This window comes from Demequina sp. TMPB413 (assembly GCF_020447105.2).
Classification (GTDB): domain Bacteria; phylum Actinomycetota; class Actinomycetes; order Actinomycetales; family Demequinaceae; genus Demequina.
The window spans coordinates 856,621-883,132 of sequence record NZ_CP096184.1 but is presented as its reverse complement, the minus strand read 5'-3'; the positions used below and the strand labels follow the sequence as shown (position 1 = coordinate 883,132).

The 26,512-nt window shown below is 64.1% G+C and carries 27 protein-coding genes; 16 read left to right on the top strand and 11 right to left on the bottom strand.

Features of this window, described 5'->3' with window-relative positions; translation table 11 throughout:
* The first annotated feature begins 197 nt into the window (after positions 1 to 197).
* A complete protein-coding gene (locus LGT36_RS04305; protein WP_226096788.1) occupies positions 198 to 1,913 on the top strand; it encodes a DEDD exonuclease domain-containing protein in 1,716 nt (571 codons plus the stop codon).
* 13 nt (positions 1,914 to 1,926) lie between these two features.
* Here the strand turns inward: LGT36_RS04305 and trpD are convergent, their stop codons facing one another.
* Positions 1,927 to 2,967: an anthranilate phosphoribosyltransferase gene (gene trpD / locus LGT36_RS04300; protein ID WP_226096787.1), complete on the bottom strand. Its 1,041-nt coding sequence runs from the start codon at positions 2,965 to 2,967 to the stop codon at positions 1,927 to 1,929.
* Positions 2,968 to 3,007: 40 nt separating this feature from the next.
* Positions 3,008 to 3,436, bottom strand: a complete 429-nt coding sequence (locus LGT36_RS04295; protein ID WP_226096786.1) for a hypothetical protein — start codon at positions 3,434 to 3,436, stop codon at positions 3,008 to 3,010.
* A gap of 112 nt (positions 3,437 to 3,548) precedes the next feature.
* On the opposite strand from LGT36_RS04295, the gene LGT36_RS04290 reads away from it, so the two are divergent.
* The 7 genes from LGT36_RS04290 to LGT36_RS04260 all read left to right on the top strand — a co-directional run bounded on the left by LGT36_RS04290 (position 3,549) and on the right by LGT36_RS04260 (position 10,808).
* Positions 3,549 to 4,181 carry a heme-copper oxidase subunit III gene (locus LGT36_RS04290; protein WP_226096785.1) on the top strand — a complete coding sequence of 211 codons (633 nt, stop codon included), beginning with the start codon at positions 3,549 to 3,551 and terminating at the stop codon, positions 4,179 to 4,181.
* Between the two features lie 9 nt (positions 4,182 to 4,190).
* Positions 4,191 to 4,973: a c-type cytochrome gene (locus LGT36_RS04285; protein ID WP_226096784.1), complete on the top strand. Its 783-nt coding sequence runs from the start codon at positions 4,191 to 4,193 to the stop codon at positions 4,971 to 4,973.
* Positions 4,970 to 5,995: a ubiquinol-cytochrome c reductase iron-sulfur subunit gene (locus tag LGT36_RS04280; RefSeq protein ID WP_226096783.1), complete on the top strand. Its 1,026-nt coding sequence runs from the start codon at positions 4,970 to 4,972 to the stop codon at positions 5,993 to 5,995. Before LGT36_RS04285 ends, LGT36_RS04280 begins: the two co-directional genes overlap by 4 nt.
* 5 nt (positions 5,996 to 6,000) lie before the next feature.
* Positions 6,001 to 7,674: a cytochrome bc complex cytochrome b subunit gene (locus LGT36_RS04275; protein ID WP_370634349.1), complete on the top strand. Its 1,674-nt coding sequence runs from the start codon at positions 6,001 to 6,003 to the stop codon at positions 7,672 to 7,674.
* Positions 7,675 to 7,813: 139 nt separating this feature from the next.
* Positions 7,814 to 8,431 carry a superoxide dismutase gene (locus LGT36_RS04270; RefSeq protein WP_226096781.1) on the top strand — a complete coding sequence of 206 codons (618 nt, stop codon included), beginning with the start codon at positions 7,814 to 7,816 and terminating at the stop codon, positions 8,429 to 8,431.
* A gap of 361 nt (positions 8,432 to 8,792) precedes the next feature.
* Positions 8,793 to 9,389 (top strand): hypothetical protein, encoded by a 597-nt coding sequence (locus LGT36_RS04265; RefSeq protein WP_226096780.1) that lies wholly within the window; start codon positions 8,793 to 8,795, stop codon positions 9,387 to 9,389.
* Between the two features lie 177 nt (positions 9,390 to 9,566).
* Positions 9,567 to 10,808, top strand: coding sequence for an alkaline phosphatase PhoX (locus LGT36_RS04260; RefSeq protein WP_226096779.1), 1,242 nt, complete (start codon positions 9,567 to 9,569; stop codon positions 10,806 to 10,808).
* Between the two features lie 64 nt (positions 10,809 to 10,872).
* On the opposite strand, the gene LGT36_RS04255 is transcribed toward LGT36_RS04260, so the two are convergent.
* Positions 10,873 to 11,298: a pyridoxamine 5'-phosphate oxidase family protein gene (locus LGT36_RS04255; RefSeq protein ID WP_226096778.1), complete on the bottom strand. Its 426-nt coding sequence runs from the start codon at positions 11,296 to 11,298 to the stop codon at positions 10,873 to 10,875.
* Positions 11,299 to 11,402: 104 nt separating this feature from the next.
* On the opposite strand from LGT36_RS04255, the gene LGT36_RS04250 reads away from it, so the two are divergent.
* Together LGT36_RS04250 and LGT36_RS04245 are read left to right on the top strand one after the other, a co-directional pair.
* The gene (locus LGT36_RS04250) at positions 11,403 to 13,802 is read left to right on the top strand and encodes an excinuclease ABC subunit UvrA (RefSeq protein ID WP_226264696.1); all 2,400 of its coding nucleotides are present in this window, start codon (positions 11,403 to 11,405) and stop codon (positions 13,800 to 13,802) included.
* A 40-nt stretch (positions 13,803 to 13,842) separates the two neighbouring features.
* A complete protein-coding gene (locus tag LGT36_RS04245) occupies positions 13,843 to 14,826 on the top strand; it encodes a quinone oxidoreductase (RefSeq protein ID WP_226096776.1) in 984 nt (327 codons plus the stop codon).
* A gap of 18 nt (positions 14,827 to 14,844) precedes the next feature.
* Here the strand turns inward: LGT36_RS04245 and LGT36_RS04240 are convergent, their stop codons facing one another.
* A complete protein-coding gene (locus LGT36_RS04240) occupies positions 14,845 to 15,321 on the bottom strand; it encodes a GNAT family N-acetyltransferase (RefSeq protein ID WP_226096775.1) in 477 nt (158 codons plus the stop codon).
* Between the two features lie 335 nt (positions 15,322 to 15,656).
* On the opposite strand from LGT36_RS04240, the gene LGT36_RS04235 reads away from it, so the two are divergent.
* Entirely contained in the window at positions 15,657 to 16,016 is a 360-nt protein-coding gene (locus tag LGT36_RS04235; RefSeq protein ID WP_226096774.1) for a hypothetical protein, read from the top strand.
* 93 nt (positions 16,017 to 16,109) lie between these two features.
* Here the strand turns inward: LGT36_RS04235 and LGT36_RS04230 are convergent, their stop codons facing one another.
* From LGT36_RS04230 to coxB, 3 genes are read right to left on the bottom strand one after another with little or no spacing between them, the layout of a single operon-like run.
* Positions 16,110 to 16,511, bottom strand: a complete 402-nt coding sequence (locus LGT36_RS04230) for a cytochrome c oxidase subunit 4 (protein WP_226096773.1) — start codon at positions 16,509 to 16,511, stop codon at positions 16,110 to 16,112.
* Between the two features lie 10 nt (positions 16,512 to 16,521).
* Positions 16,522 to 18,180, bottom strand: a complete 1,659-nt coding sequence (gene ctaD / locus LGT36_RS04225) for a cytochrome c oxidase subunit I (protein ID WP_226096790.1) — start codon at positions 18,178 to 18,180, stop codon at positions 16,522 to 16,524.
* A 53-nt stretch (positions 18,181 to 18,233) separates the two neighbouring features.
* Positions 18,234 to 19,097, bottom strand: coding sequence for a cytochrome c oxidase subunit II (gene coxB / locus LGT36_RS04220; protein WP_226096772.1), 864 nt, complete (start codon positions 19,095 to 19,097; stop codon positions 18,234 to 18,236).
* Between the two features lie 32 nt (positions 19,098 to 19,129).
* On the opposite strand from coxB, the gene LGT36_RS04215 reads away from it, so the two are divergent.
* Both LGT36_RS04215 and LGT36_RS04210 read left to right on the top strand, forming a co-directional pair.
* Positions 19,130 to 20,266, top strand: a complete 1,137-nt coding sequence (locus LGT36_RS04215) for a cysteine desulfurase family protein (RefSeq protein ID WP_226096771.1) — start codon at positions 19,130 to 19,132, stop codon at positions 20,264 to 20,266.
* Positions 20,263 to 20,511: a sulfurtransferase TusA family protein gene (locus LGT36_RS04210; RefSeq protein WP_226096770.1), complete on the top strand. Its 249-nt coding sequence runs from the start codon at positions 20,263 to 20,265 to the stop codon at positions 20,509 to 20,511. Before LGT36_RS04215 ends, LGT36_RS04210 begins: the two co-directional genes overlap by 4 nt.
* 5 nt (positions 20,512 to 20,516) lie before the next feature.
* Here LGT36_RS04210 and erpA read toward each other — a convergent pair whose 3' ends face one another.
* Positions 20,517 to 20,870, bottom strand: coding sequence for an iron-sulfur cluster insertion protein ErpA (erpA, locus tag LGT36_RS04205; protein WP_226096769.1), 354 nt, complete (start codon positions 20,868 to 20,870; stop codon positions 20,517 to 20,519).
* Positions 20,871 to 20,963: 93 nt separating this feature from the next.
* Positions 20,964 to 21,938: a glycerate kinase gene (locus LGT36_RS04200; RefSeq protein WP_226096768.1), complete on the bottom strand. Its 975-nt coding sequence runs from the start codon at positions 21,936 to 21,938 to the stop codon at positions 20,964 to 20,966.
* 73 nt (positions 21,939 to 22,011) lie between these two features.
* Between LGT36_RS04200 and nadA the strand changes: the two genes are divergently transcribed.
* The gene (nadA, locus tag LGT36_RS04195) at positions 22,012 to 23,217 is read left to right on the top strand and encodes a quinolinate synthase NadA (protein ID WP_226096767.1); all 1,206 of its coding nucleotides are present in this window, start codon (positions 22,012 to 22,014) and stop codon (positions 23,215 to 23,217) included.
* Between the two features lie 46 nt (positions 23,218 to 23,263).
* Positions 23,264 to 23,830, top strand: a complete 567-nt coding sequence (locus LGT36_RS04190; RefSeq protein ID WP_226096766.1) for a DUF3043 domain-containing protein — start codon at positions 23,264 to 23,266, stop codon at positions 23,828 to 23,830.
* A gap of 57 nt (positions 23,831 to 23,887) precedes the next feature.
* Here the strand turns inward: LGT36_RS04190 and LGT36_RS04185 are convergent, their stop codons facing one another.
* Positions 23,888 to 24,694, bottom strand: coding sequence for a MerR family transcriptional regulator (locus LGT36_RS04185; protein WP_226096765.1), 807 nt, complete (start codon positions 24,692 to 24,694; stop codon positions 23,888 to 23,890).
* Entirely contained in the window at positions 24,691 to 25,182 is a 492-nt protein-coding gene (locus LGT36_RS04180; protein ID WP_226264694.1) for a GyrI-like domain-containing protein, read from the bottom strand. Before LGT36_RS04180 ends, LGT36_RS04185 begins: the two co-directional genes overlap by 4 nt.
* Before the next feature lie 209 nt (positions 25,183 to 25,391).
* On the opposite strand from LGT36_RS04180, the gene LGT36_RS04175 reads away from it, so the two are divergent.
* The gene (locus LGT36_RS04175) at positions 25,392 to 26,408 is read left to right on the top strand and encodes an aldo/keto reductase family protein (RefSeq protein ID WP_226094717.1); all 1,017 of its coding nucleotides are present in this window, start codon (positions 25,392 to 25,394) and stop codon (positions 26,406 to 26,408) included.
* Positions 26,409 to 26,512: the final 104 nt, after the last annotated feature.

Here is a 26,512-nt window from a genome sequence, read left to right as displayed (position 1 = left end):
GTCGTCGTCTACCTCGATGGTTCGGGGACGCTGCGTGATCGTGAGAAAAGACACCACGCAGTCGCCGCACGCTGGGCCGCGTGCCGTGCACTCATCACATTCGATCAACATGACAATCACGCTATCCGCGCCCCCTGACATCTCGCCGCGAGCATCGGCGGAGTCCGCTGTCTGACCGGTGACGTACCGTCTCACCCATGACGATCGATGCCCCCAACTTGAGCAGCCAGCTTCATGGCGTGCAGGTGGGGCTCGACCAGATCGGTGAGCCTCTTCACTCGACCACCTTCGTGGTCGTCGACCTTGAAACGACCGGCGGCTCCCCTGCGTCAAGCGCGATCACCGAGATCGGCGCGGTGAAGACTCGCGGAGGTGAGGTCATCGGCGAGTTCCAGACCCTCGTGGACCCTGGCCTCCCGATCCCGCCGATGATCGTGGCGCTCACTGGCATCACCGACGCCATGGTGGTGGCAGCGCCAACGATCGAGCAGGTGCTACCTAGCTTCCTCGAATTCCTTGGCGACGCTGTGCTCGTGGCGCACAACGCCCCCTTCGACGTCGGCTTCCTCAAGGCGGCGTGCAGGCAACACTCGTACAGCTGGCCAGGCAATGAGGTGGTCGACACAGTCACCCTTGCGCGACGAGCCACCACAAAAGAAGAGGCGCCCAACAAGAAACTGTCGACCCTCGCGCGGGCCTTCGGCACGGTCGTCACCCCCAACCACAGGGCGCTGGAGGACGCCAGGGCCACGTCGGAAATCCTCCATCACATGCTTGAACGCCTGGCGCGCTTCGGCATCACGCACCGAGAAGACCTTGACGCTTTGCGCAACCCCGTCCCCGAAAAGTTGCGCAAAAAGGCGACGATGGCGGACAAGGTTCCCGCCCAGCCGGGTGTGTACGTGTTCAGGGGCCCCCGGGGCGAACACCTGTACGTTGGCACCTCGAAAAACCTGCGCTCGCGAGTCAAGACCTACTTCACGCGCGGCGAGCAGCGTCGTCAGATCAGGGAGATGCTCGAACTTGCCGTAGGCGTCGACACGTACGTATGTGCGACCGACCTCGAAGCCAGAGTCGTCGAGGTTCGCATGATCGATCAGCATCGCCCTCGCTACAACCGCCGATCGGTCCGGCCGGAGCGCACCGCGTGGATCGGCCTCACCGACGAGCGCTACCCTCGCCTCCGCGTGACCCGTTCAGCGGCAGGAGGCGGCGCACTCGTGGGGCCGATGCGCGGAGCGGGCGAGTCGCAAGCGGCTATTGAGGCGGTTCAGCACGCATTGGGAGTGCGCACCTGCACGACGCGCCTGACCATCGTGCCGCGCGCAGGTGCCAGGGCGTGCCTGCAAAAGGATCTAGGTCAGTGCGCCGCGCCTTGCGTCGACGGTGAGTCGTCTGGGTACGACGCCACGGTGGCTGCTGCCACCTCGGCACTCACTGCAGACCCTTCACCAGTGATCTCTGCGATTGCCGCTGCCATCGAGGAACACGCGTCCAAACTGGAGTTTGAGCGGGCTGCTCACTTGCGAGACGGAATCTCCGCGCTGGTGGATGGGTCGATGCGCGCTCAACGCCTGCAATCCCTGAGAGGTGTAAGGCTCGTGGCGGTCAAGCGCGCGGGTCACGGTTTTGACGTGGTGTGCGTCGTTGACGGCGTGCTTGCCGGCTCTGCCCACGTCTCCAAGGGCGTGTGGGCCGCTTGCGCCCGTCTGAAGGACGAATGGGACGAGGCCCCCGCCGATGCCTTGGTCGAGGAACGGGAGATGATCGCGAAGTGGCTCGAATCGGATGGCACGCGGCTGGTGTTCATCGAAGGAGAGTGGAGCAGTCCAGCGATGGGAGCGGCGAGGCACGTGCGCTGGGTCGCAGCGCGCAACTCAGATCGCGAGAGCGTTGAGCAATTGCGGCGCTAGACCTTGTTAGCCCTCAGGACTGAGTGGCCTTCGCCCAACGATGGAGAGTCGCCTCAGCCGCGCCGGAATCGATCGCATGAGCGGCGGCAACCATACCTGCCCTGATACGGGTCAGCAGGTCGTCTGCGTCGGTGCCAGGGAGCGTTCCGTCGGCCGCAATGGCCAAGGCGGCATTCGCGATGACCGTCTCGCGCACAGGGCCGCTCGCGCCCGCAAGAACCGACCTCACGACCGCGGCGTTCTCGTCGAACTCGCCACCGCGCAGAGCCTCGATCGGAATCGGGTGAAGGCCCAGATCCTCGACCGCGTCGATCACGGATTCGGTCACCACTCCGTTGCGGACCACCCACACGCGTGTCGAAGAAGTCGCCGCAAGCTCATCGAGGCCGTCGTTATTGCGGAACACCATGCCCTCACGGCCGCGCATCGCGAGCACCTCGGCGATGACGGGGGCGAGCGGCTCAGAGGATGCACCGATGACACTCACGGTCGGCTGCACAGGGTTCGCCAGTGGCCCAAGCACATTGAAGATGGTCGGAATGCCAAGCTCTTTGCGCACCGGCCCAGCGAAGCGCATGGCCGGATGGAACTTGATGGCGTAGCAGAAGGTGATTCCCACCTCGTCAACCACCTGCGCAACGCGCTCCGGCTCGAGGTCGAGGTTCACGCCCAACGCGCCCAGCACGTCCGAGGATCCTGTGGTCGAGGAGGCCGCCTTGCTGCCGTGCTTCACGACACGAAGGCCAGCGCCCGCGATGACGATCGCGGCCATCGTGGAGATGTTGACGGTGTTGGCCTTGTCCCCTCCCGTGCCCACGATGTCCACGCTGCGACCGGGAATCGCGATGGGGGCCGCGTGGGCCAACATCGTCTGGACCATGCCATTGACCTCGGCAGCAGTCGCACCCTTGGTCTGCATTCCCATCAGGAACGCACCCAGTTGGGCATCAGTCGCACGGCCACTGAACACCTCGTCAAGCATCCAAGCTGTGTCAGAGGCGTTCAGGTCCTCGTCAAACGAAAGGCGCATCAGGATGTCGGGCCACGTTGCCATGAGGATTCCTTTGGTGGTGCGTCGGTGGGGGGATTCAGCCTCAGGCGCTCGCGGCGGCCGGAGCAAAGAATGCGTCGACAGCGTCCTTGACGACGAACGGGTCGAGCGGGTGCGCGACGGCCGAGTCGGCCTCCGACCAGGTGGCCAGCCAGGCGTCGCCCATGCGGCCTACCAACAGCAGGATGGGCGGGCAGACAAAGAGCTCGTGCTTGAACTGCCTGGCAAGGCCCATACCGCCGGATTTCGCCGCCTCGCCATCGAGAATCATCAAGTCAAAATCGTTCGCGTCGGCCTGCAAGACGGTGCCCTCGTGAGTCGCGGTCTCGGTCCACTCCACCGACCTACCCGCAGTCGTGGGACCTACGGCGAGCTTGACCTTGTCACGCACCGTGACGTCGTCGCTGTAGAGCAGGATGCTGACTGGCGGGAGCGCAGGGGAATCGCCCTGGCGAACAGTGACGTCGTTCATGCGGTCCATTCTGGCATGCCGAACACCGGTCGCGTCCGGTCAACAGCGGCGTGCCACGCCGACACCCGGGACCTTTGCTCGCGGGCATGCAGAAGACAGGCATAATGAAGACATGTCCCACGCACCAGCGGCGATGTCCTCCCCGATCCACGCTACGCGCCCCAACAGAGTGGCGGTCGGGACCATAGTCTGGCTCAGTTCAGAACTCATGTTCTTTGCTGGCCTTTTTGCCATGTACTTCACCCTGCGCGGCGAGGCTCCCGGCGAGTGGGCCTCCGGCACGTCTTTGCTCAACGTGCCGTTTGCGCTGGTGAACACCGCAGTCCTGGTCGCGTCGTCTTTCACGGCCCAGGCGGGCGTGTGGGCGGCCGAACGCTACCAACGCCGACGCACTGGTTCGCTGCTGCACTTCCGCGCGTGGGGCACCCATGAGTGGTTCGTGCTGACGTACATCATGGGCTCGATCTTTATCGCCGGCCAGGTCTTCGAGTACACCGAACTCGTGCACGAGGGCCTCACCATTTCGTCTTCGCCTTATGGCTCGGCGTTCTACCTGGCCACTGGCTTCCACGGACTCCACGTGCTCGGCGGTCTGATCGCCATGCTGTTCGTGCTCGGGCGGTCGTTCGTCGCCAAGAAGTTCGGCACGCTTGAAGCAACGACCACCATCGTCGTGTCGTACTACTGGCACTTTGTCGATGTGGTCTGGGTTGCACTGTTCCTTGTCATCTACGGTTTGCAGTAAGGGGACATCATGCGCACCGTTGCCTTGAAGCGTCACCACCGCGCGGCACCTTTCGTCTTGCTCTTTGTCCTCTTGGCTGGGCTCACCATGGCGGCATCATTCGCCCGGTCGCAGCCCGCACAAGCAACCGTCGCATCAGAGGACGCGATTCAAGAAGGCCAGAAGCTCTTCGCGGCAAACTGCGCCACCTGCCACGGCCTCGACGCCCAGGGCCAAGTGGGTGTCGCACCGTCGCTCGTGGGCGTGGGTGCCGCGTCCGTCGACTTCCAGGTAGGAACCGGCCGGATGCCGATGCAGGCCTCTGGGCCGCAGGCCATCGCCAAGGACGTCCAGTTCAATGAGGAGCAGATCGCGCAATTGGCCGCGTTCGTCGCCTCACTTGGCCCCGGGCCCTCCGTGCCGGATGCCGAAGCCGTCGACGCTTCGCTCGGCGACCCAGCAAACGGCATGCAGCTGTTCCGCACCAACTGTGCGATGTGCCACGGCTCGGTGGGCGGCGGCGGCGCCCTGAGCCAAGGCAAGTACGCTCCGGCGTTGTGGCAGACCACGCCGACTCACATCTACGAAGCCATGTTGGTGGGCCCCCAATCGATGCCGGTGTTCAACGAAGCGAACCTGACGCCTGAAGACAAGCGCGACGTGATCGCGTTCCTTGAGCAGCAGCGCGATGGCTCACCTGGCGGCCTGAGCCTTGGCACCATTGGCCCCGTCGCAGAAGGACTGTGGGCCTGGCTGCTCGGAATGGGTCTGATCGTGGCATTTACCGTGTGGATTGGAGTCCGTTCCTCATGAGCACCGACAACGTGGAGCACCAAGGCGACGCTGTCGACGAGGAGTTCACCGATCCTGGCGTGCCTGCCGAACACAGGCCACGCCGTGCCGACGTCGACCCCAAGGCCGCCGACAGGGCCGAGCGTCAAGTGGCCGCAATGTTCGGACTGTCGGTACTAGGCGCCATCATCGCGATCGCCGCCTACGTCATGGGAGACGTGGGAGGCGACAACATCGCTGGTGTGCAGAACACCACCATGTTCATGGGACTCGGCATCTTCCTCGCCATGATCGGCATCGGCGTCGGTGCCATTCACTGGGCGAAAACGCTCATGCGCGACCACGACATGGTGGAGGAGCGCCACCCCTTGCGCTCGTCGGAAGAAGCGCGTGCTGGCGCCATCGACAACCTGAAGGAAGGCGCAAAGGACGCCGGCGTCGGCGTGGGGCGCCGTGGCCTGCTCAAAGGCTCCCTGGTGACCGCGCTGGCCATCGCTCCCCTGTCCGTCCTTGTCCCCGCCATCGGAAACCTTGGAGGCGACTGGAACGTCTCCAAGTTCCGCCACACCATGTGGAAGCAGGGCGTTCGCCTGGCGAAGGACCCTGATGGCAGCCTCATCAAGGCCTCGGACGTCACCATCGGATCGGTCTTTCACGTCATCCCCGATGGCCTCCTGGAGCTTGAACACCACCAGCTCGAAGAGAAGGCCAAGGCCGTCGTCCTGCTGATCCGCATGAGTCCAGAAGACCTCAAGGTCCAGCCGGGTCGCGAGGACTGGTCCTTTGACGGCATCGTCGCGTACTCGAAGATCTGCACCCACGTTGGTTGCCCCGTGGCCCTGTACGAACAGCAGACGCATCACCTGCTGTGCCCTTGTCACCAGTCGACGTTCGACGTCGCGGACGGTGCGAAGGTGGTGTTTGGTCCCGCCAACAGGCCGCTGCCGCAGCTGCCCATCGCCGTCGATGACGAGGGCTACATCATCGCCACCGATGACTTCAATGAGCCGATCGGCCCGAGCTACTGGGAGCGCCTCAAGTGACCGAAGTGAAGACCGCGCCCACGGACACCCGTCTCAACCGAGCGGCAGGCGCCACAGCCAACTACGTCGACGAGCGCACCTCCATCGGCGCCTTCACCAAGTTCATCGCGCGCAAGATCTTCCCCGATCACTGGTCGTTCATGCTCGGCGAGATCGCGCTGTACTCATTCGTCGTACTGCTGCTCTCAGGCGTGATCCTGACCGCGTTCTTCGTCCCGTCGATGGACATCGTCCACTACGAGGGCGACTTCCCGCAGCTGGAAGGCCTCGAGATGTCGAGGGCCTTCGAGTCAACCGTGCATATGTCCTTCGAGGTACCAGGCGGCTTGCTCATGCGCCAGATTCACCACTGGGCCGCGCTGATCTTCACCGCCTCGATCGTGACCCACATGGCGCGCATCTTCTTCACCGGCGCGTTCCGCAAGCCGCGCGAGATCAACTGGGTGGTGGGCTTCACGCTCATGATCCTGTCGCTCGCGGCGGGCTTCACCGGCTACTCGCTTCCCGACGACGTGTTGTCGGGCAACGGGCTGCGGATTATCGACGGCGTAATCAAGTCGATCCCCATCGCCGGCTCGTACATCTCCTACTGGCTCTTTGGCGGAGAGTTCCCCGGCGAAGCGCTCATTCCACGCATGTTCACTGCGCACATTTTGCTGATCCCCGCCATCATTCTTGGGCTGATCGCACTCCACCTCTTCTTGGTGTTCCTCCACAAGCACACGCAGTACCCGGGAGGCGGGCGCACCGACAAGAACGTCGTTGGGCTGCCACTGTTCCCCGTCTACACGGCCAAGGCTGGCGGCTTCTTCTTCGTGGTGTTTGGCGTGATCGCCCTGCTCGCCGCCGTGTTCCAGATCAACCCTGTGTGGAACTACGGACCGTACGACCCCTCCCCCGTCTCTGCAGGAACCCAGCCAGACTGGTACATGTTGTTCATCGACGGTGCGCTGCGCATCATGCCAGGGAACCTTGAGTACGTGATCGGCGGATACACGCTCTCGCTCAATGTGCTCATCCCCGCCGTGGTGGTGCCGGGCCTCTTCTTCGGGTTCCTCGCCCTCTACCCGTGGATCGAGGCATGGGCCACCGGCGACCGCGGCGAGAAGCACGTGTTGGACCGCCCTCGCAACGCGCCCACGCGCACCTCGCTAGGAGTCGCACTCATCACGTTCTACGTGGTGCTCGTGCTCGAGGGTTCGAACGACATCGTCGCCACGCTGTTCGACTTGTCGATCAACGCTCTCACGTGGATGTTCCGTATTGCGGTGATCGTGCTGCCCGTTGTCGCGTTCATCGTGACCAAACGGATCGCGATGGGCTTGCAGCGCAAGGACCGCGAACTGGTGCTGCATGGTCATGAGACGGGACGCATCGTCCGCTTCGACAACGGCGAGTACATCGAGGTGCACGAGCCGCTGAGCGAGCAGGAGCGGTGGGTCAGGGTCTCCTACGACGCACTCAAGCCGCGCGAGTTGGCTCCCGAGCACAACCACCGCGGAGTGCGCCGCAAGGGCTACCGGTGGGATCGTTTCAAGGCCGCCGTATCGCGCTTCTACTTCGAGGACCGCATTGAGCCCGTCACGCCTGCAGAGCTCAAGGCGGCGGAGGCTCACCACGCGCACGAGTTGGAAGAGAAGGCCAAAGCGAAGCCGGAAGAGCCTGCCGTTCACCCCTGACCGGTCGCGCGCGCGGGCCTTTCGCACCACAATGGAATGGTCACCGACGCACACACGTTGACTCTGAAGGACAAACGCGTACCTCCTGGTACGCGCCACAACGAGAGTCTCGGAAGCCCCGGGGCGCACTGGAGGAAGAATGGCTGACTACACGCTGCCGGACCTCAACTACGACTATGCAGCACTCGCGCCGCACATCGCGGGCGAGATCATGGAACTTCACCACTCCAAGCACCACGCCGCCTATGTCGCTGGCGCGAACACCGCTCTGGAGAAGATGGCAGAGGCTCGCGACACCGACAACTTTGCGGCAATCGCCGGCCTCGAGAAGGCACTCGCCTTCAACCTTGGCGGACACACCAATCACTCGATCTTCTGGACCAACATGTCGCCAGATGGAGGCGACAAGCCCACGGGCGACCTCGCCACCGCGATCGACGAGCACTTTGGCTCCTTCGACAAGTTCAAGGCTCACTTCACCCACAACGCCATGACCGTCATGGGCTCCGGCTGGTCGATCCTCGCCTACGACACGATCGGCAAGAAGCTGGTCATCGTGCAGTTGTACGACCAGCAGGGCAACGTGCCCGTTGGCCTCATCCCGCTGCTCATGCTCGACATGTGGGAGCACGCCTTCTACCTGCAGTACAAGAACGTGAAGGCCGACTACGTCAAGGCCTGGTGGAACGTCGTTGACTGGGCCAACGTCCAGCAGCGCTTCACCCGTGCCTCTGGCACCCAGGGCCTGCTCGTCTAGAGACCCTCTGCTTCACAGAGACGCTGTCCCCCTTCCCGGGTTCGCCCGGTCGGCGTCTCCCCCGCCTCGGGCGGGCCTACCGGAAACGGCTGGCCCGCCCGAGGTCGTTTCCGGCCCGCCCGTCCGCCCCTCCGCCCCTCGAAATGGCTTGATTCGTACCGATTTCGGCACCCATCTCCCGCCAGTGGCTTGATTCGTACCGGCCTTCACCCACTAATCCCGCCAGTGGCTTGATTCGTACCGGCCGACGCTGGCGCTCGGATGGGCCGCCGACGCCCGGGACTCCGCGCACATGGGTTCCAGCGGTGGCCTCGCTACCGTGTGCCTACAATGATCGGAGCGACGCAAAAGGGGGCAATACGTGGACCCGTACAACGGACGCATGGGCGGATACAACGGGCCGGCCGCCCACCACGGATCCACGCCCACGAGGGATCCGCGCGTTGGAGGAGTCACGGCCGGAGGCGACGGAATGGAGCCCCTCGGTACCCGTCCGCATCGGGAGGTTCTGTTCGCAGCGATGGCGCTAGTTTTGGTGATCGCTGCCTTGGGAGCGTGGCTGATGTTCGGGCGCTCGTCTCCAGATGAAGAGGCGCGCGCCGACGCAGCTGAACTGGGGCTCATCGTCCCTGAAGAGGTGGACGTCCAGTCAATCGACGGCGGGTTCCGCCTGACCTGGGCGTTCACCCCCGATGTGATCGATCTCGGCGCGGGGTTCTACTTCGACATTGTCGAGACCGCAGACGTGTCAGCGCCAGCCGACCTGTCCACGTGGGAGCCAACCATCGCGGGCGCCACGGCATACGCAGAAGGTGAGCCGCCCACCCGGTTGCTGATCGATGCTGGCGAGCACAAATGGATCATGACCCCCGGCACGCCCACGATCTACCAGAGTGACGAGTCCGCGCGTTCGGCCTGGTATTACGTAGCCGACTCCATCAGCTTCACGTCCGACTAGGCGGCCCTCGCGCGGACCAACCCACGCATTCACGGCGTGTCGTGCGTCGGCGCTTTGGCGTGTTTCCTGGACCTTTCCCAAAGTGCCATAAACCGGACACCTCGCGTTCAGCGTCGACGGTAGTGCGCTTCGCTACGTTCTGGTTGTCCCCTCCCGCACAACCTGAAGGAACGACACATGCGCACGTCATTTTCTGCAGTAGGCATTGGCGCGGTGGCCCTCGGTGGCATCGCCTTCGCCAACCCGTACAACGGCCCTTGGGAGTACGAGCCTCTGGAGGCCTCTGCCTATGGGCAAGCATCCACAACGTGGGATGTCCCCTACGTGGTCCCTGAGGGCTACAACCAGTGGATGGTCAAGGACGAGACCGTACTGGACGTCTACCCAGGCGTTGACGACCTGCACGACATGAACACTCAGAACGAACGTGGCCACCGTTCCGGCCGCTACATGTACAACACCTATGAGGTCGGCTCTGGCGGCGCCGTCGGGGTCACCGACCTCAAGACGGGTGAGGCATCAGTCTTGGTGAGCGGCGCCGACTGGGGCTTCGACTGGAACCGCCTGGACGGCATCCGGTGGACGCCCTGGAAGACGCTACTGATTACCGAGGAAACGGTCGGCGGCAAGGTCTACGAGATCTTCCTCGAGAAGCACGACCCGACGGCGGTTGTCGAGGTGGTGGAGCGCGGCGCGCTCGGCAGTCTGCGACACGAAGGCATCGATGTGGGTGAAGACGGCGCGGTCTACGTGATCGACGAATACAACGGTGGATCGATCTTCCGCTTTGTCCCTTCCGAGAAGGAGGACCTGTCCGAAGGAACGCTGTACGCGCTCAAGCTCACGGGCCTCACGGACGAGCAGCAGGTGTGGAACTCTGGCAACGTGGATTCCAAGGTGGGCGCCTTTGAGTGGGTCGAACTGGACCAGGCGATGGCACAGATTGATGGAGACGCCGCCGCGAACGCTGTGAATGCGACCGAGTTTGGCCGTCCCGAGGACATCGAAATCATTGATGACACCCTCTACGTGGCGAACACGTCAGAAGACCGCGTCATCGCGATTGACCTGGAAGGTCAGACCGTCTCCACCTTCGTCAAGGCTGGCCTGAACGTGCCGGTCGAGGTCGCGGGTTCCGTCACGGGCTTCAATGGCCCAGACAACCTCGCAGAGGGCCCAGACGGCACCCTGTGGATTGTCGAAGACAATGACTACTCCGACATCTACCAGGCGACGATGGACGCAAATGGCGACGGCGCGGCCGACTCCGTCTCGCTGTTCGCCTCGCTGAAGGACGAGGGAGCGGAGACCACGGGCATCTACTTTGGCAAGGACCGCAAGGTGATGTACGTGTCGGTTCAGCACCCCGACAAGGACCTGGCCGACGGCATCTGGGCCATCTCCAAGAAGAACAAGTAACGACGACGCACGGGGCGGGTCTTCTGGAAACGGGAGGCCCGCCCTTGGCGTTGCTCGCTGGCGGCTACCAGGTCACCTCGACCACCGTGGGCGGCCTTGTCGAGGCGTCGTAGTGCCTCACCCAGGTGGGGCGGATGACGACCATCTCGAAGTCCTCGTGCTCTGCGCGCGAGCCTGGGTAGTGGGCGACATGTGCGGCCGCGAGGTACGCCTTCTCTTCGCCCTCGGCGACGTACGCCGGACCCTCCAGTTGGAGCGACACCTCTCCCCTGGTCCCGATGACCATGGCAGCCTTCGGGTTGGCGCGTAGGTTGTTGAGTTTGCGCGCGGTCTTGTAGGCGTTGAAGAAGAAGGTGCCCTCATCGTCGGCCGCGATGTCGACGAGCGCCGCTTCTGGGTCGCCAGTGGGCGAGACGGTGGACACGACGACGAGGCGCTCCTGACGGGCAAAGGCAGCGACAGGTGCAGGGTTCCGCGGGTCAATATCCATGTCGCGACCGTAGCGGGCCTCGGGTGGTCTCGAGCGGGAACTTTGGCCCAGCGTCGGCCCGTCGCGCCCGGCCAGGCCACTCGTCGGAGCCGCGTTCTAGACTCATGTCAGGCATCGTCCCCATTCCGCCTGCATCCAAGGAGCCAGCCTTGCCCGACTCTTCCGACCGCGCCCATCCCGCTGACTCTCACGGCTTCATTGAGGTCAAGGGAGCGCGCGAGAACAACCTCAAAGACGTCTCGCTCACCATCCCCAAGAGACGGCTGACGGTCTTCACCGGCGTCTCGGGCTCGGGAAAGTCATCCCTGGTATTTGGCACGATTGCCGCCGAGTCTCAGCGCCTCATCAACGAGACCTACAGCGCATTCGTCCAAGGCTTCATGCCGTCGCTCGCCCGCCCGGACGTGGACTCACTTCGTGGCGTCAGCGCGGCGATCATTGTCGATCAGGAGCGCATGGGCGCCAACTCGCGCTCGACCGTGGGCACCGCGACCGATGCGAATGCGCTGCTGCGCATCCTGTTCAGCAAGGTGGGCCAGCCTCATATCGGGCCACCGCAGGCGTTTTCGTTCAACGTGCCGTCCTCCACTGGTGTCGGTTCGGTGAAGGTGCAAAAAGGCGGCGCTGTCATGGCCGAGAAGCGCGAATACAAGGTACTTGGCGGGATGTGCCCGCGCTGTGAAGGAATGGGCTCGATCAACGACATTGACCTGACCCAGCTATTCGACGACTCGAAGTCCCTTGCGGAGGGCGCCCTGACCATCCCCGGCTACACGGCCGACGGTTGGATGGTTCGCATCTTCACCGAGTCTGGATTCTTCGACCCCCACAAGCCCATCCGCGACTCCAGCCAACGCGAGCGAGACAACTTCCTCTACAAGGAACCCACCAAGGTCAAGATCGAGTCGATCAACATGACCTACGAGGGCCTGGTGCCCAAGATCCAGAAGTCGATGCTCTCCAAAGACGTGGACGCCATGCAGCCGCATATCCGGGCCTTCGTAGAGCGGGCGGTCACCTTCACCACATGCCCGGACTGCGAGGGCACGCGGCTCGCGGAGGCGGCACGGTCTTCGCGCATTGGTCACGTCAACATCGCCGACGCTTGTGCCATGCAGATCTCCGACCTCGCCGAATGGGTGAGGGGACTGGACGAGCCCTCCGTCGCTCCCCTCCTCAATGGGCTACAAGAGAACCTCGACGCGCTCGTGCAGATTGGCCTCGGCTACCTCAGCCTCGACCGGCCCGCAGGTACGTTGTCGGGCGGAGAGGCTCAACGCGTCAAGATGGTGCGACACCTTGGCTCCGCCCTGACCGACGTCACGTATGTGTTCGACGAACCCACTGCAGGCCTCCACCCGCATGACATCCAGCGCATGAACACCCTCCTGCTGGGCCTGCGCGACAAAGGCAATACCGTCCTCGTGGTCGAGCACAAGCCAGAGGTGATTGCCATTGCCGACCACGTGGTCGACCTCGGACCGCGGGCAGGCAAGGACGGTGGGCAGGTCGAGTTCACCGGCACCGTCGCTCAGTTGCGTTCCTCCGACACGCTCACGGGGCGCCATCTCGACCACCGCGCTGAGTTGCGCGCCCATCCGCGCAAAGCGACCGGCGCACTCGAGATCAGGGGTGCCACCCAGCACAACTTGCGCGACGTCAACATTGACGTGCCCACAGGGATCCTGACGGTGGTCACCGGTGTGGCCGGTTCCGGCAAGAGTTCGCTGATTCACGGCAACCTCGCCTCGCGCGATCAGGTGGTCGTCGTTGACCAGAGTGCGATCAAGGGATCACGCCGGTCCAATCCCGCCACGTACACGGGCCTGCTCGACATCATCCGCAAGGACTTTGCGAAGGCAAACGGGGTGAAGCCGGCCCTCTTCAGCGCCAACTCTGAAGGCGCCTGCCCCGTGTGCAAAGGGGCTGGCCTCATCTTCACCGACCTCGGCCCGATGGCGACGGTCAGCACCATCTGCGAGGCGTGCGAGGGCAAGCGCTTCACGGACGAAGTGCTCGAGTACAGGTTGCGCGACAGGAATATCCACGAGGTCCTCCAGATGTCCGTTGCAGAGGCACTCGAGTTCTTCGCCGATGGCCCGGCCGCCGCGATTCTTGCGCGTCTCAACGACGTCGGCTTGCACTACATCGGCCTCGGCCAGGCGCTCAACACCTTGTCGGGGGGCGAGCGTCAACGCCTCAAACTCGCCATTCAGATGGCCAAGAAGGGCACGACGTACATTTTGGACGAGCCCACCACAGGGCTCCACCTTGCTGATGTGGACAACCTCTTGGCCCTCTTGGATCGCCTCGTCGACGACGGCAACACGGTGATCGTGATCGAACACCACCAAGCCGTCATGGCTCACGCGGATTGGATCATCGATCTTGGTCCCGGCGCTGGCCACGACGGCGGAACGGTGGTGTTCGAGGGAACAGCAACCGACATGGTGGCCGACGGCAAGACACTCACCGCCCGACACCTCAAGGACTACGTCGCCTGAGCGACGGCTGCTTGAGTGGCCTTCGTGCCACGATGGAGGCATGAAGGCTATCGTCGCGTCCCAACCGGGCGACCCCCACGTCATGGAACTGCACGACCTTCCGGTACCGGAGTGTCCACCGGATCAGGTGTTGGTGCGCGTCGAGTCGGCCGGTGTGAACTTCATCGACATCTATAGGCGTTCCGGCGTGTACCCCGTCGACTTCCCCATGACTCCTGGCAGCGAGGGCGCTGGGACGGTCATCGAGGTGGGAGAACGGGTCACCTGGGCGCGGGTAGGCGATCGCGTCGCATGGGCCTTCGCGTCCCGGTCCTACGCCGAATACGTCACCATCGCTCAGAGCGATTGCTACGCCCTTCCCGACGACGTGGCGACGGAGGTCGCCGCTGCGGCAATGCTGCAGGGCCTCACTGCCCACTACCTGTCGACGTCGTCCTTTGCGCTTGCGTCGGGCCACACGGCTCTGGTCCATGCCGGCGCAGGCGGCGTGGGGCTGTTGCTCACACAGATGGCTGTTGCACGCGGGGCACAAGTCATCACCACAGTCTCCACGTCCGAGAAGGCGTCACTGTCCAGGAACGCTGGCGCCACTCACGTGATTCGATACGACCGGCTCGCTAACCTTGCCGTCGACGTGCCGAATACGGTAACGGAGTTGACGGACGGTCGCGGCGTGGATGTTGTCTACGACGGCGTGGGCAAGTCGACGTTCGATGCCTCCCTTGGTTCGCTCGCCGTGCGTGGCATGCTCGTCTTGTTCGGCGGATCATCAGGGCAGGTGCCTCCCTTCGATCTTCAACGGCTGAGCGCGGCGGGCTCACTGAGCGTCACGCGACCGTCGCTTGGGCATTTCTTGCGCACCGACGAAGAGCGCCAATGGCGTAGCGGCGAACTGTTTGGCGCCATAGCCGACGGAAGCCTCGAGGTGCGCATCGGCGCCACGTACCCACTTGAGGAGGCGCCTGAGGCGCATCGGGCTCTCGAAGGCCGCAAGACCACGGGTAAGGTGTTGCTCACCCCCTGACCTGTCCCGTGCTCGGGGTCAGAGAAGCTGAAGCACCAGGGTGTCCGAGTTGCCAGTCCTGCCGACCTTGACGAACCCCAAACGCTCATACACCGCGCGCGCCGCCACGTTGCCATCCTCCACTGACAGGCTGAGCGCTGGCATGCGTTGAGCTCGCGCGGACGCCAACAGCCACCGCATGAGGGACGACGCGTGACCCCGCCCGCGCAGCCCGGGGAGCACGGCGAGGCCGACCTCCGGGATGTCGTCGCCGACGTAGCCGTAGCCGGGGTCGTCTCCTGTGCAGATGCGCCACCACGCGGCACCCACGGGCGCTTCTTGGTCAAGCATGATGACACCCCAGTCACCGGACCGCATCCATCCGGTGACGTAGTGGGCCACCTCGGGCCTCTCCAGCACCAAGTCCTCTGTCCAGTGTCCCTCATCCCGCCAGTTCATCGCCGCGAGCAGAAAGGGCATGAGTGGGTCGTCGCCGGTCATGGCACGGATCAGCATGAGCCCATGGTGGCACGGTGGGCACGGGCTTCCTGCGCGTGGCGGGGGGCGTGAGTGCCCCGCAGCAGGCGTTGGCGGCGGTTGAGGGTGCGTGAGTGCCCCGCAGCGCAAGGGAGCGGGTGGAGGGCCAAAGTCCCGGTTGAGCGGGCGAGCGCACCTGAGACTATGGGCCTATCCCTGTCCACTCTGCACTGGCAGAAGTGTGTCCGCTCAGCGACGAGCATCGAGGAGAGACCTTGCCTCCGGCAGCACGGTGGAGTACCCACCCGCGACGATTCGCCTTGGCGACCTCCGGGCCCATTCCCCCTGCCCGGCGCGACGGGTCTCCGCGCCCGGTGGAGATCACCGCAGAGTGCCACCTGGTGCCCACCACGTCGACGTCAAAGGATTGCCAAAGCTTCGCGGTCCGCGAGTACCTCGTGCTTGAAGACGGCAATCGCGTGCCGCTGCGCGAGCGCCTCGAGTTCACGATCGTGACACCTTGCGGCGATGTACACGATGAGGTGTGTGAGGAGGCGCTGCTGCGCGCCATGAGGTCGATCGTGTTGCCAGAACTATCAGCGATCGATCCTGAGCGTCCGTGGGACTGCCTGGTGCGACTGGCTCGCCGACGCAGAGTGCAGACGTGCGCCGAGGAAATCTCGCACATCCCGTACAGGCTGGTACTGAGCGACGACGTGAGGAACTGGCTGTAGCAGCTTGGCAGAGACATGCCAGAACCCCGGTTCGCGCCGTTGCGAAGCCGGGGTTCTGAGTGTGGCGGGCGCCCCGATGGGCCCCCGGATACGTTAGTGAGCGAAGCGGCCCGTCGAGTACTCGAACACCCAGCCGATCAGGCCCACGAGAGAGACCATCGCCGCCGGCACCATGATCCACCAGCCCACCGCGAGTGCGACGAATCCGAGCGCGGAGCCGAGAGCCACCACGAAAGGCCACCAGGACCAAGGAGCGTAAAGACCCTGGTCGCCGGCCTCCTCGGCAATGCGGCCGTCTTCCCTGTCTTCTGGGCGCTCGCCATGGCGCTTGCCAAGCATTCGGAAGTAGATGCCCACCATGAGCGCGAGGCCAGCCGCGAGCAAGAGGGCTGGGAATCCCACCAACTCACGGAACGAGGTCAGCGTGCCGTAAATCGTGCCCACCACCAGGAAGAACGCTCCTGGAAGCAGGAAGACAAACGATTCGGGTTTCATCGGATTCCTCCTAGCTCACGGCCGGCTTGTCGACCTGAGGGTCGTCAGCGGCTTGGTGGTCGAGTGCGGCAATCTGCGGGTAGTGCAGGTCGAATGCTGGCCGTTCCGAGCGGATGCGCGGGATCGACACGAAGTTGTGGCGAGGCGGCGGACAGCTGGTGGCCCACTCGAGGGAGTTTGCGTAGCCCCACGGGTCATCAACGGTGACCCGAGGCGCCGTCTTCGCCGTCTTGTAGACGTTCCACAAGAACGGCAACGTGGAGGCGGCGAGCAGGAAGGCGCCAAAGGTCGAGACCTGGTTGAGGAACGTGAAGCCATCCTCAGGGAGGTAGTCCATATAGCGTCGCGGCATGCCGCCTGCACCCAGCAGGTGCTGCACAAAGAACGTCGTGTGGAAGCCGATGAACAGCAACCAGAAGTGCAGCTTGCCGAGGCGCTCGTCCAACATGGTCCCGGTGAACTTTGGCCACCAGAAGGAGAAGCCAGCGAACATAGCGAACACCACCGTGCCGAACACGACGTAGTGGAAGTGGGCCACCACGAAGTAACTGTCGGACACCGGGAAATCGAGCACTGGTGAACTCAGGATCACGCCCGTAAGTCCGCCAAAGAGGAAGGTAATGAGGAAGCCGATCGACCACAACATGGGCGTGGCCATGACGATCTTTCCCCGCCACATCGTCCCGATCCAGTTGAAGAACTTCACGCCTGTCGGCACGGCAATCAGCATGGTCATGAACGCGAAGAACGGCAGCAATACGGCGCCGGTGACGTACATGTGGTGCGCCCACACCGACACGGACAGCGCCGCAATAGCCACAGTCGCGTAGACCAGCCCGTGGTAACCGAACAGCGGCTTACGGCTGAACACGGGGAAGATCTCCGAGACGATACCGAAGAACGGCAACGCGATGATGTAGACCTCGGGATGTCCAAAGAACCAGAAGAGGTGTTGCCACAAGACGGCACCACCGAAGTCGGGATTGAAGATCTGGGAGCCGAGCACGCGGTCGGAGCCCAGGGCGAACAGTGCTGCCGCCAACGGGGGGAAGGCCACCAGGATCAAGATGGACGTCACCAACGTGTTCCACGTGAAGATCGGCATCCTGAACATCGTCATACCGGGCGCCCGCATCGTGACGATCGTCGTGATGAAGTTGACTGCACCAAGAATGGTCCCGAATCCACCGAGTGCCAGGCCGAACACCCAGAGATCTCCGCCGATGCCTGGCGAGTACGCGGTGCTGGACAGCGGGGCGTACGCAAACCAGCCGAACGACGCTGCGCCCTGGGGCGTGAAGAAACCGGCGGCGGCGATGAGGCCACCGAAGAGGTAGAACCAGTACGCCAGCATGTTCAACCGCGGGAAGGCGACGTCAGGTGCCCCGATCTGCAGCGGCATGATGACGTTCGCAAATCCCGCGAACAGCGGTGTCGCGAACAACAGCAACATGATGGTGCCGTGCATCGTGAACAACTGGTTGTACTGCTCCGCGGACTGGACCACTTGCATTCCTGGCTCAAAGAGCTCTGCGCGAATAAGCAGCGCCAACACACCGCCAATGGCGAACCAGGCGAAGGACGTTGCGAGGTACATGTAGCCGATGACCTTGTGGTCAGTCGACGTGATCCAGCGGACAACGACGGAGCCGCTTCGGCGTCGAGCAATGGCCGGGGCGGTTCCCCCACCAGCACCGGATTCAAAAGTTGCAGTAGACACGCCTAACCCTCCTCGCCGCTCGGCTGGTTGTTGGCGTCCTGAAGCCGGTTGTACTCGAGACCGATGGAACCTGTCTGGCCAGCGTCGCGAAGCGTCTCGATGTAGGCGTCGTACTCCTCACGGGAGACCACCTTCACGTTGAACAACATCGAAGAGTGGTACTCGCCGCACAGTTCCGCGCACTTGCCCTGGTAGGTCCCGATCTCTTGCGGGATGAACTGTATGTGACTGGTGCGCCCTGGAAACATGTCCCTCTTGACAAGGAACGCCGGCACCCAAAACGAGTGGATGACGTCGCGAGAGTCGACCTGGATGTCCACCAGTTCATTCACCGGCAGGTACAAGGTTGGCAGCGTCTCTTCCACGCCTTCCTCGCCGGTCAGAGTCGCCTGAACGCCCACGCTGTATACGTCGTCGTCGAGATAGTTGAAGTCCCACGCCCATTGCTTGCCGATGGCTTGGATGCGCACATCGGGATCGCCGGACACATCGGTCACCGCGGCAGTATCGGTGACGGTCCAACGGAAGAGCACCGCAATCATGAGCAGCGGAACCATCACGTACATCAACTCAAGCGGTACGTTCGCGCGAGTCTGCATGGGCAACTTCTCGTCGCCCTTCTTCTTGCGATACACCGTGATCGACCACAAGATGAGGGCAAGGGTGATCACGCCGACAGCGATCGCCGCGAGCCACGAATAGTTCCACAGGTCGATGATGCGACCCGTGTGGTTGGTGACGCCGGGTTGACTGGGAAGACCGTTGGCCTCGGCCTGGCCCGCACAGCCCGCGAGCAGGGACGATGCCCCTACGACGAGGGTTGCGGAGCGTAGACGACGAAGCGCTACTGGGGACAAGGTAGCCACCCGTGCATACTATCGCGCGATACCGTTATGCCATGCAAAGGTCCCGGGTTTACCTCGATTCTGGGGGTTCTGCCCCCCTTTCGCGTCGAGTCACGGACGCATTGCGCGCTGGCTTTGCCGACGGATGGGCCAATCCGGCTCGGTTGAGTGCCGAATCGCGCCGCGCGCGTTCGCTCGTCGACGGCTCCAGAGAGGCCATTGCCGACGCCTTGGGGGCCCGCCCCGAGCTGGTGCACTTCACCTCAAGTCCGCACGACGCCTTCGCACGCTGCCTCGCCGGAGTTCACGCCGCTCGCCGCGGCCGGGGTCGCATCGTCGTCTCGGCCATCGAGCGGGACGCCCTCGTCAACGCCGCCACTTTTGTTGCTCCGCATGCGGTCGACACCGTCCCTGTCGACTCCGCAGGCCATGTATCGATCGACGCTCTGACGTTGGCGCTTCAATCACAGGACGTTGCGCTCGCTGCGGTCCAGCACGCGAATCAGGAACTCGGCACAGTGCAACGGCTCGAGGACGTGGCACGAGCGACTCAATCCGCCGAAGTTCCGCTGCTCGTTGACGCCACGTCGAGCATCGGCCACATGGATCCCCCTGCCTACTGGGACGCCTTGGTCGCGCACCCCGCCGACTGGGGAGGCCCGGCCGGCATCGGCGTCCTCGCGCTTGAGCCGCACACACGGTGGTTGCCGGCCTGGCCAGATGGTGACGACTGGGCCCCTGGCGGCGTGAGCGTGCCCCTTGCGCTCGCGTCGGCCGTCGCCCTCCAAGAACGTCAAGAGGCCCGCGATACCGAGAGTGCACGGCTATGGGGGCTCGTGGACAAGATCAGGGCGAACGTCGCTCAACTTCCCGGCGTCGACGTGTTGGGCGATCCTCACGAGAGGCTGCCTCACGTCCTTACCTTCAGTTGCCTGTACGTCGACGGCGAGGTGTTGCTTGGCGAACTCGACAGGCGCGGATTCTCCGTCGGTTCCGGCTCGGCGTGCGTCTCTGGAACCCTCGAGCCGTCGAGAGTGCTGGCCGCCATAGGCGCGCTCACTCACGGGAACGTGCGGTTGGCGCTGCACCCAGGAATTGCGGACCAGGACATCGACCGCTTTCTCGCGGAACTTCCCGACGCACTCGACACGGTGCGCCAACGCATCGGCGCTCCACGCATCACCTCATGAACGATGACCACGCCGCCAAGCCGCTCGTTGTCGATGCACGCGGCACGGCATGCCCGATGCCCATCATCATGCTGGCGAGGCGCGCTCAAGACTGTCCGGGAGGCTCGGAGCTCACGGTGCTCGCGACCGACGTCGCGGCGCGATTCGACGTGCCAGCGTGGGCGCGGATGACGGGGAACGACTTTGTGGGGGAAAGCGAAACGGACGGCGGGGCGTTAGCCCTCACCGTCCGTTTGCGAAGCTGAAATGATCAGCTGAACGAGTCACCACACGCGCACGAACTCTGAGCGTTGGGGTTGTCGATCGTGAAGCCCTGCTTCTCGATGGTGTCGGCGAAGTCGATCTTCGCACCGTCAAGGTACGGGACAGACATCTTGTCGACGACCACCTCGACGCCGTCATACTCCTTGACAGCGTCGCCGTCGAGCTTGCGCTCGTCGAAGTAGAGCTGGTAGATCAGGCCTGAGCAGCCGCCAGGCTGCACAGCCAGACGCAAACGAAGGTCGTCGCGACCCTCCTGCGCGAGGAGGCTCTTGACCTTCGCTGCAGCCGCGTCGGTGATGACCACGCCGTGCGCCGAAGTCTCAGTAACGGTGTCTGTCATATGGCGACTCCTTCCAATACAAGTTCCCACTAGGGTACGACGCCGCGCGCCGCCCTGTGAACCCCAACGCCGTGTCGTGTGACTTTGTGCCCGCTACTCGCGCACCCATGTCTGGGCGACGCGCCGCACGCCGTCCGCCAGGCCCGCACGCCCGGCAGGCGCCTCGTGCGCAGAAGCCAAGCCCGCGGCCATCAGATCCCTGCGACCCACCATGACCGCCGTGCTCAGCATCGTCGCTGGCACTCCCCCACGCGCCGCGACGGCGGCAATGCTCGACGCCACGCCCTCGTCGAGCGCCGCGGGATTGAGCGGGCCTCCAATGCCCACCACGAGGTCGGCGTCTGTTGCCGCGGCGGCGAGCCCAGAGGCCTCCGCGAGATAGTGCGAGGCGGGGAGAACTCGTGCGCCCAGCGCGGCCAAGGCATAGGCAAGGCCGCCTGCGGCTCCGCTGCCCGGGTGGTCCGAAAGCCGCGACGGCCCTAGCAACGAACTGCGCGCCGCGACCGCGTCCGCCTCAAGCGCGAGGCTCGACCAGCGCTCCTCTTGGGCCTGGGCGGACACCGCGAGGGCCGCGTCGCCCTCCCTGCCATCGATGAGAGCGGCGCTCATGCCGTGGAATCCCAGCAGCGGTCGGCGAGACGTGGCGAGCGCCACCACGTCAAGTCCGGCAAGGGCCTTTTTAACCGCCACCAAAGCGCCGCCCCAGAGGTCGGCAGCGTCCCCGGCCGGTGGCACGTCACCCACAGGGACGACGACGGTCTCAGTGGCGCCAGTCGCCGCGAGTCCCAGCAGCGCGGCAGAGAGGTCCAACGGGTTCCAGCGCACGCCGCCTTGGGCTGGGGAAAGCCACAGCGCTCCGTTGCGAGGGGTGACGACCGCCCCTCCCACCACGCTGCGTGTGCCCTCCCAGGCGTCGGCCGTGCGCGGGCCACCGTCTCCCTGGGCAATCGCGACAATTTCCGACGCTGGGGCGGCCTCCCGCCACGTTTCAAGGACCACGGTGGCTGCGGTGGTTCCGTTAAGGACAGGCTCCCCCGGCCACTCGTTCACCGCCGCCACTACTCGCATGTCGATAAGTCTGCACGCTGTGGGCGTAGGCCACGGACGATCCGCTGTCCTTCACGCATGAAACAATGGACTCATGACGCAGACGTTCCACGAACCTGAGGCATCGCCAGCGCTGCTCCTTTTGGGAAGGCGCAACGACCCCGTGTCCGAGCGCGGCGTGGACTGTCCTGGGGACCTGCCCGCGCCGTCTGACCCCGATCTGGTGGAGCGTGCGCACAAGGCGAAAGAAGCGCTCGGCGACAGGGTCTTCATTCTTGGTCACCACTACCAGCGTGACGAGGTCATTCAATTCGCCGACGTCACTGGTGACTCCTTCAAGTTGGCGCGTGACGCCGCGAACAGGCCAGAGGCCGAGTTCATCGTGTTTTGCGGCGTGCACTTCATGGCGGAGAGCGCAGACATCCTGACGTCAGATGAGCAGGCTGTGGTGCTGCCGGACATGGCTGCTGGCTGTTCTATGGCCGACATGGCTGGCATCAGCCAAGTCGAAGACGCGTGGGCCCAGTTGGACGAGGCCGGAGTCGCCTCCGCGACAGTGCCCGTCACCTACATGAACTCAACCGCCGCGATCAAGGCGTTCTGCGGTCGTCACGGCGGCGCAGTGTGCACGTCGTCAAACGCCGAGGTGGCTCTCAGATGGGCCTTCGATCAGGTGGGCGGCGTCGATGGTCAGGGCAAAGTCCTCTTCATGCCGGATCAGCACCTCGGTCGGAACACGGCGGTGCTCAAGCTCGGCCTGAGCCTCGACGACTGTGTGGTGTGGGATCCACGCAAGCCGCTGGGAGGCAACACTGCCGAACAGCTTGCGGCGGCGCGCGTGATCCTGTGGAAGGGCCACTGCTCGGTGCACGGGCGGTTCCGCAAGGCCAACGTGGATGCTTTGCGCCAGAACGTGCCGGGGATCAACATCCTTGTTCACCCCGAGTGCACTCACGAGGTTGTCACCAGTGCTGACTACGTGGGATCCACCGAGTACATCATCAACACTCTCGACGGGGCCGAGCCAGGGAGTTCTTGGGGAATCGGCACCGAACTCAATCTGGTGCGCCGCCTCGCGAATGCGCACCCTGACAAGCAAGTGCACTTCCTCGAAGACACGGTGTGCTTCTGCTCGACCATGAACCGAATCGACCTGCCGCATCTGGTGTGGACCCTCGAGTCCCTCTTGGCAGGGAACGTGCCAAACCGCATCGAAGTCGACAAGACCACCCAAGAGCAGGCCAGGGTCGCGCTCGACCGCATGCTCGCCCTGCCGGCGGCGCAGCCGGCAAAGGACTGACAGCCGCCGCCACGCCAGGCACGGCTCAAGAGAGGACCACCAGCACATGGCACGCAAAGAAAACCCAGAGCACCTCACCGTCGAGGAAGCTGCAGCGGGCAAGGGCCGTCCCACTCCCAAGCGTCGTGAGCAGGAGGCCGCTCAGCGTCGTGCGTTGATCGCTGACCCCAAGTCGGGAGCGAAGGAGCGGCGCGCCAGAATTCGCGAGCAGCGCGCCAAGGAACAGCAAGCCATGCTGACGGGCGACGAGCGCCACATGCCCGTGGAGCATCGTGGTCCCGTGCGCAAGTACATCCGCGACTACATCGACGCCCGTACAAGCCTCGGCGAGTTCGCCTTGCCTGGCTCGATCGCCTTCGTCGTCGCGTCACTGTTCTTCAACTCGAACCCCACGGTGGGCGGCATCATCATCTTCGGGTTCTACGCGCTCGTCTTTGCCGCCATCGGCGACACCCTGTGGGCGATGCGCGCGATGCGCAGGCGCATCACCGAGAAGTTCGGCGCCGACGCTCTTGGGCGTGGCTGGCGCTTGTACTCAGCAGCGCGCCTCATGAACCTGCGTCGCTTGCGCGTGCCGCGTCCTGTGGTCAAGCGCGGCGAGTACCCGGTCTAGCAGGCGGCAAGCTCGCGCCTGCGCGCCGGGCCCGAGGAACAAGTCAGGTGTCGGACGTCACTGCGCCGAGACATAGGGTTGCGCGACCTGGCATCGGAAGGGCTCGCCCTCCCAGTAAATCTCCCGAGGCGAGCCTGATGGGTGCCGTCCGCCCTCGTGGGCGGCGGCCCTCACCGCATCGAAGGCCCGCACAATGGTCGGGAACTGAACCTCACCGTACGGAACCTCCGTGAACAGTTCCGTACCTGAGGGATCAACACCATCTGCTGCCGCGCCATTATGGACGGGCACGCGCACCTCGATAGGCCCATCCGATTCCCAACTCACCTCCCCGTGGTACACCACCACAAGCGGCCGACTCCTGTCGATGCTCGCACGCGCCCTCTGGGTCAGGAGCGCCACAGCACGCTCGATGTGCGAGGGAAGATCACCTGCGGTCGTGCGCACGCCGTGAGCCAGATAGGCCTGTTCAGGCACGCGCCGAGTCGATATCGCCGGTCCCTCGCCGATCGAAGCCGACGGCTGGTCGAGAAGGCCAACCGCGAGGCTGTCGAGCAGGGCGTTCGCACGAGCATGCGCTCGAGCCACGTCAATTCGATACTCCTCAAGCAGGGCGGAACGCTCGGCGTTCGAGGCGTCGAGGACCGTGCCGATGCGGTCGAGCGGCATTCCCGCCCGGCGCAACAGCGCGATCAAGCGTGCACGCTGCGCTTGCGATGACCGGTAGTAGCGGTATCCCGTGTACTCGTCGACCACGTCCGGGAGAAGCAGGCCCCGTCGCTCGTAGATGCGGAGCGCCTTGGCGGATAGCCACGTGGCACGACTGAATTCCCCGATCGACAACCTCGCGTTGGTCTCGCTCATCTCAACAAGTATGCGACCTCGATCGCCCACTTGCTCCGGTCCGGCTCCTCTTGCGGATCCGTGAGGAACTGCTCGGTGCGGCATTGCCAGTGGATGCCGTCAGAACGCTCGTCAATCGCGAGGTCCAACCCCTGGACCTGCGCCCACTCCCACATTTCCCGATGCACATGCGCGAGAGCGTCGGGGCCCCCTGCTGGCTGCGCGACCAGGTAGTTGCCCGCGGGCAAGGCACCTGTATCGAATCCCTCCCCAATCTCCATGCACGCTGATACCGGCACGCTCACCGTGATTTCCATCGGATCCTGCGCAGTCTGCAGGCGGCGGTACTGGTAGATCGGCCCGCCCAACGGAACCCCGCCTGCGGTGGCCAGCGCTCCGTAGATGCGGGGGACGTGCGCATTCACACGATCCCAGTGCGCTAGCTCTGCCGTCATCGACACGCCCACCCAGGGACGTTCCGGCCGTTGTTCGACAATGAAATCGGTCATCAACTTCCTCCTGGTCGCCACCCGGACCTCGGATGGGCCACGGTCAGCCAACACCTTGTCCCAAGGGCAGAGTCAAGGGGACGTGGTTGCCGACACGACCCGGCCCACGGAGCGACGGTTGCGGGCTCGCAGATCCGCGCCGCCGAATCCCCCGGCGAACTGATCGAAACGTTACGACACGGGAAGTGCGTCGGCGTTAGTGTGGAGTCATGATCAACTACCGCTACCTGGGCAACTCAGGACTCAAGATCACCGAACTCACCTACGGAAACTGGATCACCCACGGTTCGCAGGTCGAGAACGAACAGGCCGCTGCCTGTGTCAAGGCCGCGCTTGACGTCGGCATCTCGTCGTTCGACACCGCGGATGTGTACGCCAACACCAAGGCTGAGACCGTGCTCGGGGACATCCTCAAGGGTGAACGGCGCGAGAGCTTGGAAATCTTCACCAAGGTCTACTGGCCAACCGGTCCAGGTGGCGCCAACGACTCGGGGTTGAGCCGCAAGCACATCATGGAGTCGATCAACGGCTCCCTCACGCGCCTCCAAACGGACTACGTCGACCTCTACCAGGCCCACCGCTACGACACCGAGACGCCACTCGAGGAGACGATGCAGGCCTTCGCCGACGTCGTCCGCCAGGGCAAGGCCCACTACATCGGCGTGAGCGAGTGGACGGCAGATCAGATTCGTGCCGGCGCCGCGCTTGCGAAGGAACTCGGCTTCCCGTTGATCTCGTCGCAGCCTCAGTACTCGATGCTGTGGAGAGTCATCGAGGAGGAGGTGGTGCCTGCCTCGAAGGAAAGCGGCATCAGTCAGATCGTGTGGTCTCCCGTTGCGCAAGGAGTCCTGACGGGCAAGTACAAGCCTGGCCAGCCGCCGCCAGCAGGGTCGCGCGCCACCGACGAGAAGGGCGGCCAGAAGTTCATCGGCCGGTTCTTTGAGAACGAAGTGCTTCTCGAGCGCGTGCAAGCGCTCCAGCCGGTTGCCGACGAGCTCGGCCTCACGATGGCGCAACTGGCCGTCGCGTGGGTGTTGCAGAACGACAACGTCGCCGCCGCCATCATCGGTGCTTCACGGCCAGAACAGGTTCACGAGAACGCCAAGGCGTCCGGGGTCCGCATCCCTGCAGAGCTCATGATCAAGATTGACGAGGTGCTGGGCGATGTGGTCGAACGTGACCCGGCACTGACGAAGGCTGGCGCCCCCGCTGGCCGTCCATCCTGATTCCTCCACCAACGACACGAGGGCCCCGGAACCAAGTGGTTCCGGGGCCCTCGTGCTTCAAAGGAGAAAACAATGCGTTGCGTACGCCTGGCAGGTGCGTACAC

Excerpts from the sequence above, each read along its gene's own strand:
- LGT36_RS04305 (WP_226096788.1), top strand. The coding sequence starts at position 198 with ATGACGATCGATGCCCCCAACTTGAGCAGCCAGCTTCATGGCGTGCAG.
- trpD (WP_226096787.1), bottom strand. The coding sequence starts at position 2,967 with ATGGCAACGTGGCCCGACATCCTGATGCGCCTTTCGTTTGACGAGGAC.
- LGT36_RS04295 (WP_226096786.1), bottom strand. The coding sequence starts at position 3,436 with ATGAACGACGTCACTGTTCGCCAGGGCGATTCCCCTGCGCTCCCGCCA.
- LGT36_RS04290 (WP_226096785.1), top strand. The coding sequence starts at position 3,549 with ATGTCCCACGCACCAGCGGCGATGTCCTCCCCGATCCACGCTACGCGC.
- LGT36_RS04285 (WP_226096784.1), top strand. The coding sequence starts at position 4,191 with ATGCGCACCGTTGCCTTGAAGCGTCACCACCGCGCGGCACCTTTCGTC.
- LGT36_RS04280 (WP_226096783.1), top strand. The coding sequence starts at position 4,970 with ATGAGCACCGACAACGTGGAGCACCAAGGCGACGCTGTCGACGAGGAG.
- LGT36_RS04270 (WP_226096781.1), top strand. The coding sequence starts at position 7,814 with ATGGCTGACTACACGCTGCCGGACCTCAACTACGACTATGCAGCACTC.
- LGT36_RS04260 (WP_226096779.1), top strand. The coding sequence starts at position 9,567 with ATGCGCACGTCATTTTCTGCAGTAGGCATTGGCGCGGTGGCCCTCGGT.
- LGT36_RS04255 (WP_226096778.1), bottom strand. The coding sequence starts at position 11,298 with ATGGATATTGACCCGCGGAACCCTGCACCTGTCGCTGCCTTTGCCCGT.
- LGT36_RS04250 (WP_226264696.1), top strand. The coding sequence starts at position 11,403 with ATGTCAGGCATCGTCCCCATTCCGCCTGCATCCAAGGAGCCAGCCTTG.
- LGT36_RS04245 (WP_226096776.1), top strand. The coding sequence starts at position 13,843 with ATGAAGGCTATCGTCGCGTCCCAACCGGGCGACCCCCACGTCATGGAA.
- LGT36_RS04240 (WP_226096775.1), bottom strand. The coding sequence starts at position 15,321 with ATGCTGATCCGTGCCATGACCGGCGACGACCCACTCATGCCCTTTCTG.
- LGT36_RS04230 (WP_226096773.1), bottom strand. The coding sequence starts at position 16,511 with ATGAAACCCGAATCGTTTGTCTTCCTGCTTCCAGGAGCGTTCTTCCTG.
- LGT36_RS04215 (WP_226096771.1), top strand. The coding sequence starts at position 19,130 with ATGCAAAGGTCCCGGGTTTACCTCGATTCTGGGGGTTCTGCCCCCCTT.
- LGT36_RS04210 (WP_226096770.1), top strand. The coding sequence starts at position 20,263 with ATGAACGATGACCACGCCGCCAAGCCGCTCGTTGTCGATGCACGCGGC.
- erpA (WP_226096769.1), bottom strand. The coding sequence starts at position 20,870 with ATGACAGACACCGTTACTGAGACTTCGGCGCACGGCGTGGTCATCACC.
- LGT36_RS04200 (WP_226096768.1), bottom strand. The coding sequence starts at position 21,938 with ATGCGAGTAGTGGCGGCGGTGAACGAGTGGCCGGGGGAGCCTGTCCTT.
- nadA (WP_226096767.1), top strand. The coding sequence starts at position 22,012 with ATGACGCAGACGTTCCACGAACCTGAGGCATCGCCAGCGCTGCTCCTT.
- LGT36_RS04190 (WP_226096766.1), top strand. The coding sequence starts at position 23,264 with ATGGCACGCAAAGAAAACCCAGAGCACCTCACCGTCGAGGAAGCTGCA.
- LGT36_RS04185 (WP_226096765.1), bottom strand. The coding sequence starts at position 24,694 with ATGAGCGAGACCAACGCGAGGTTGTCGATCGGGGAATTCAGTCGTGCC.
- LGT36_RS04180 (WP_226264694.1), bottom strand. The coding sequence starts at position 25,182 with ATGACCGATTTCATTGTCGAACAACGGCCGGAACGTCCCTGGGTGGGC.
- LGT36_RS04175 (WP_226094717.1), top strand. The coding sequence starts at position 25,392 with ATGATCAACTACCGCTACCTGGGCAACTCAGGACTCAAGATCACCGAA.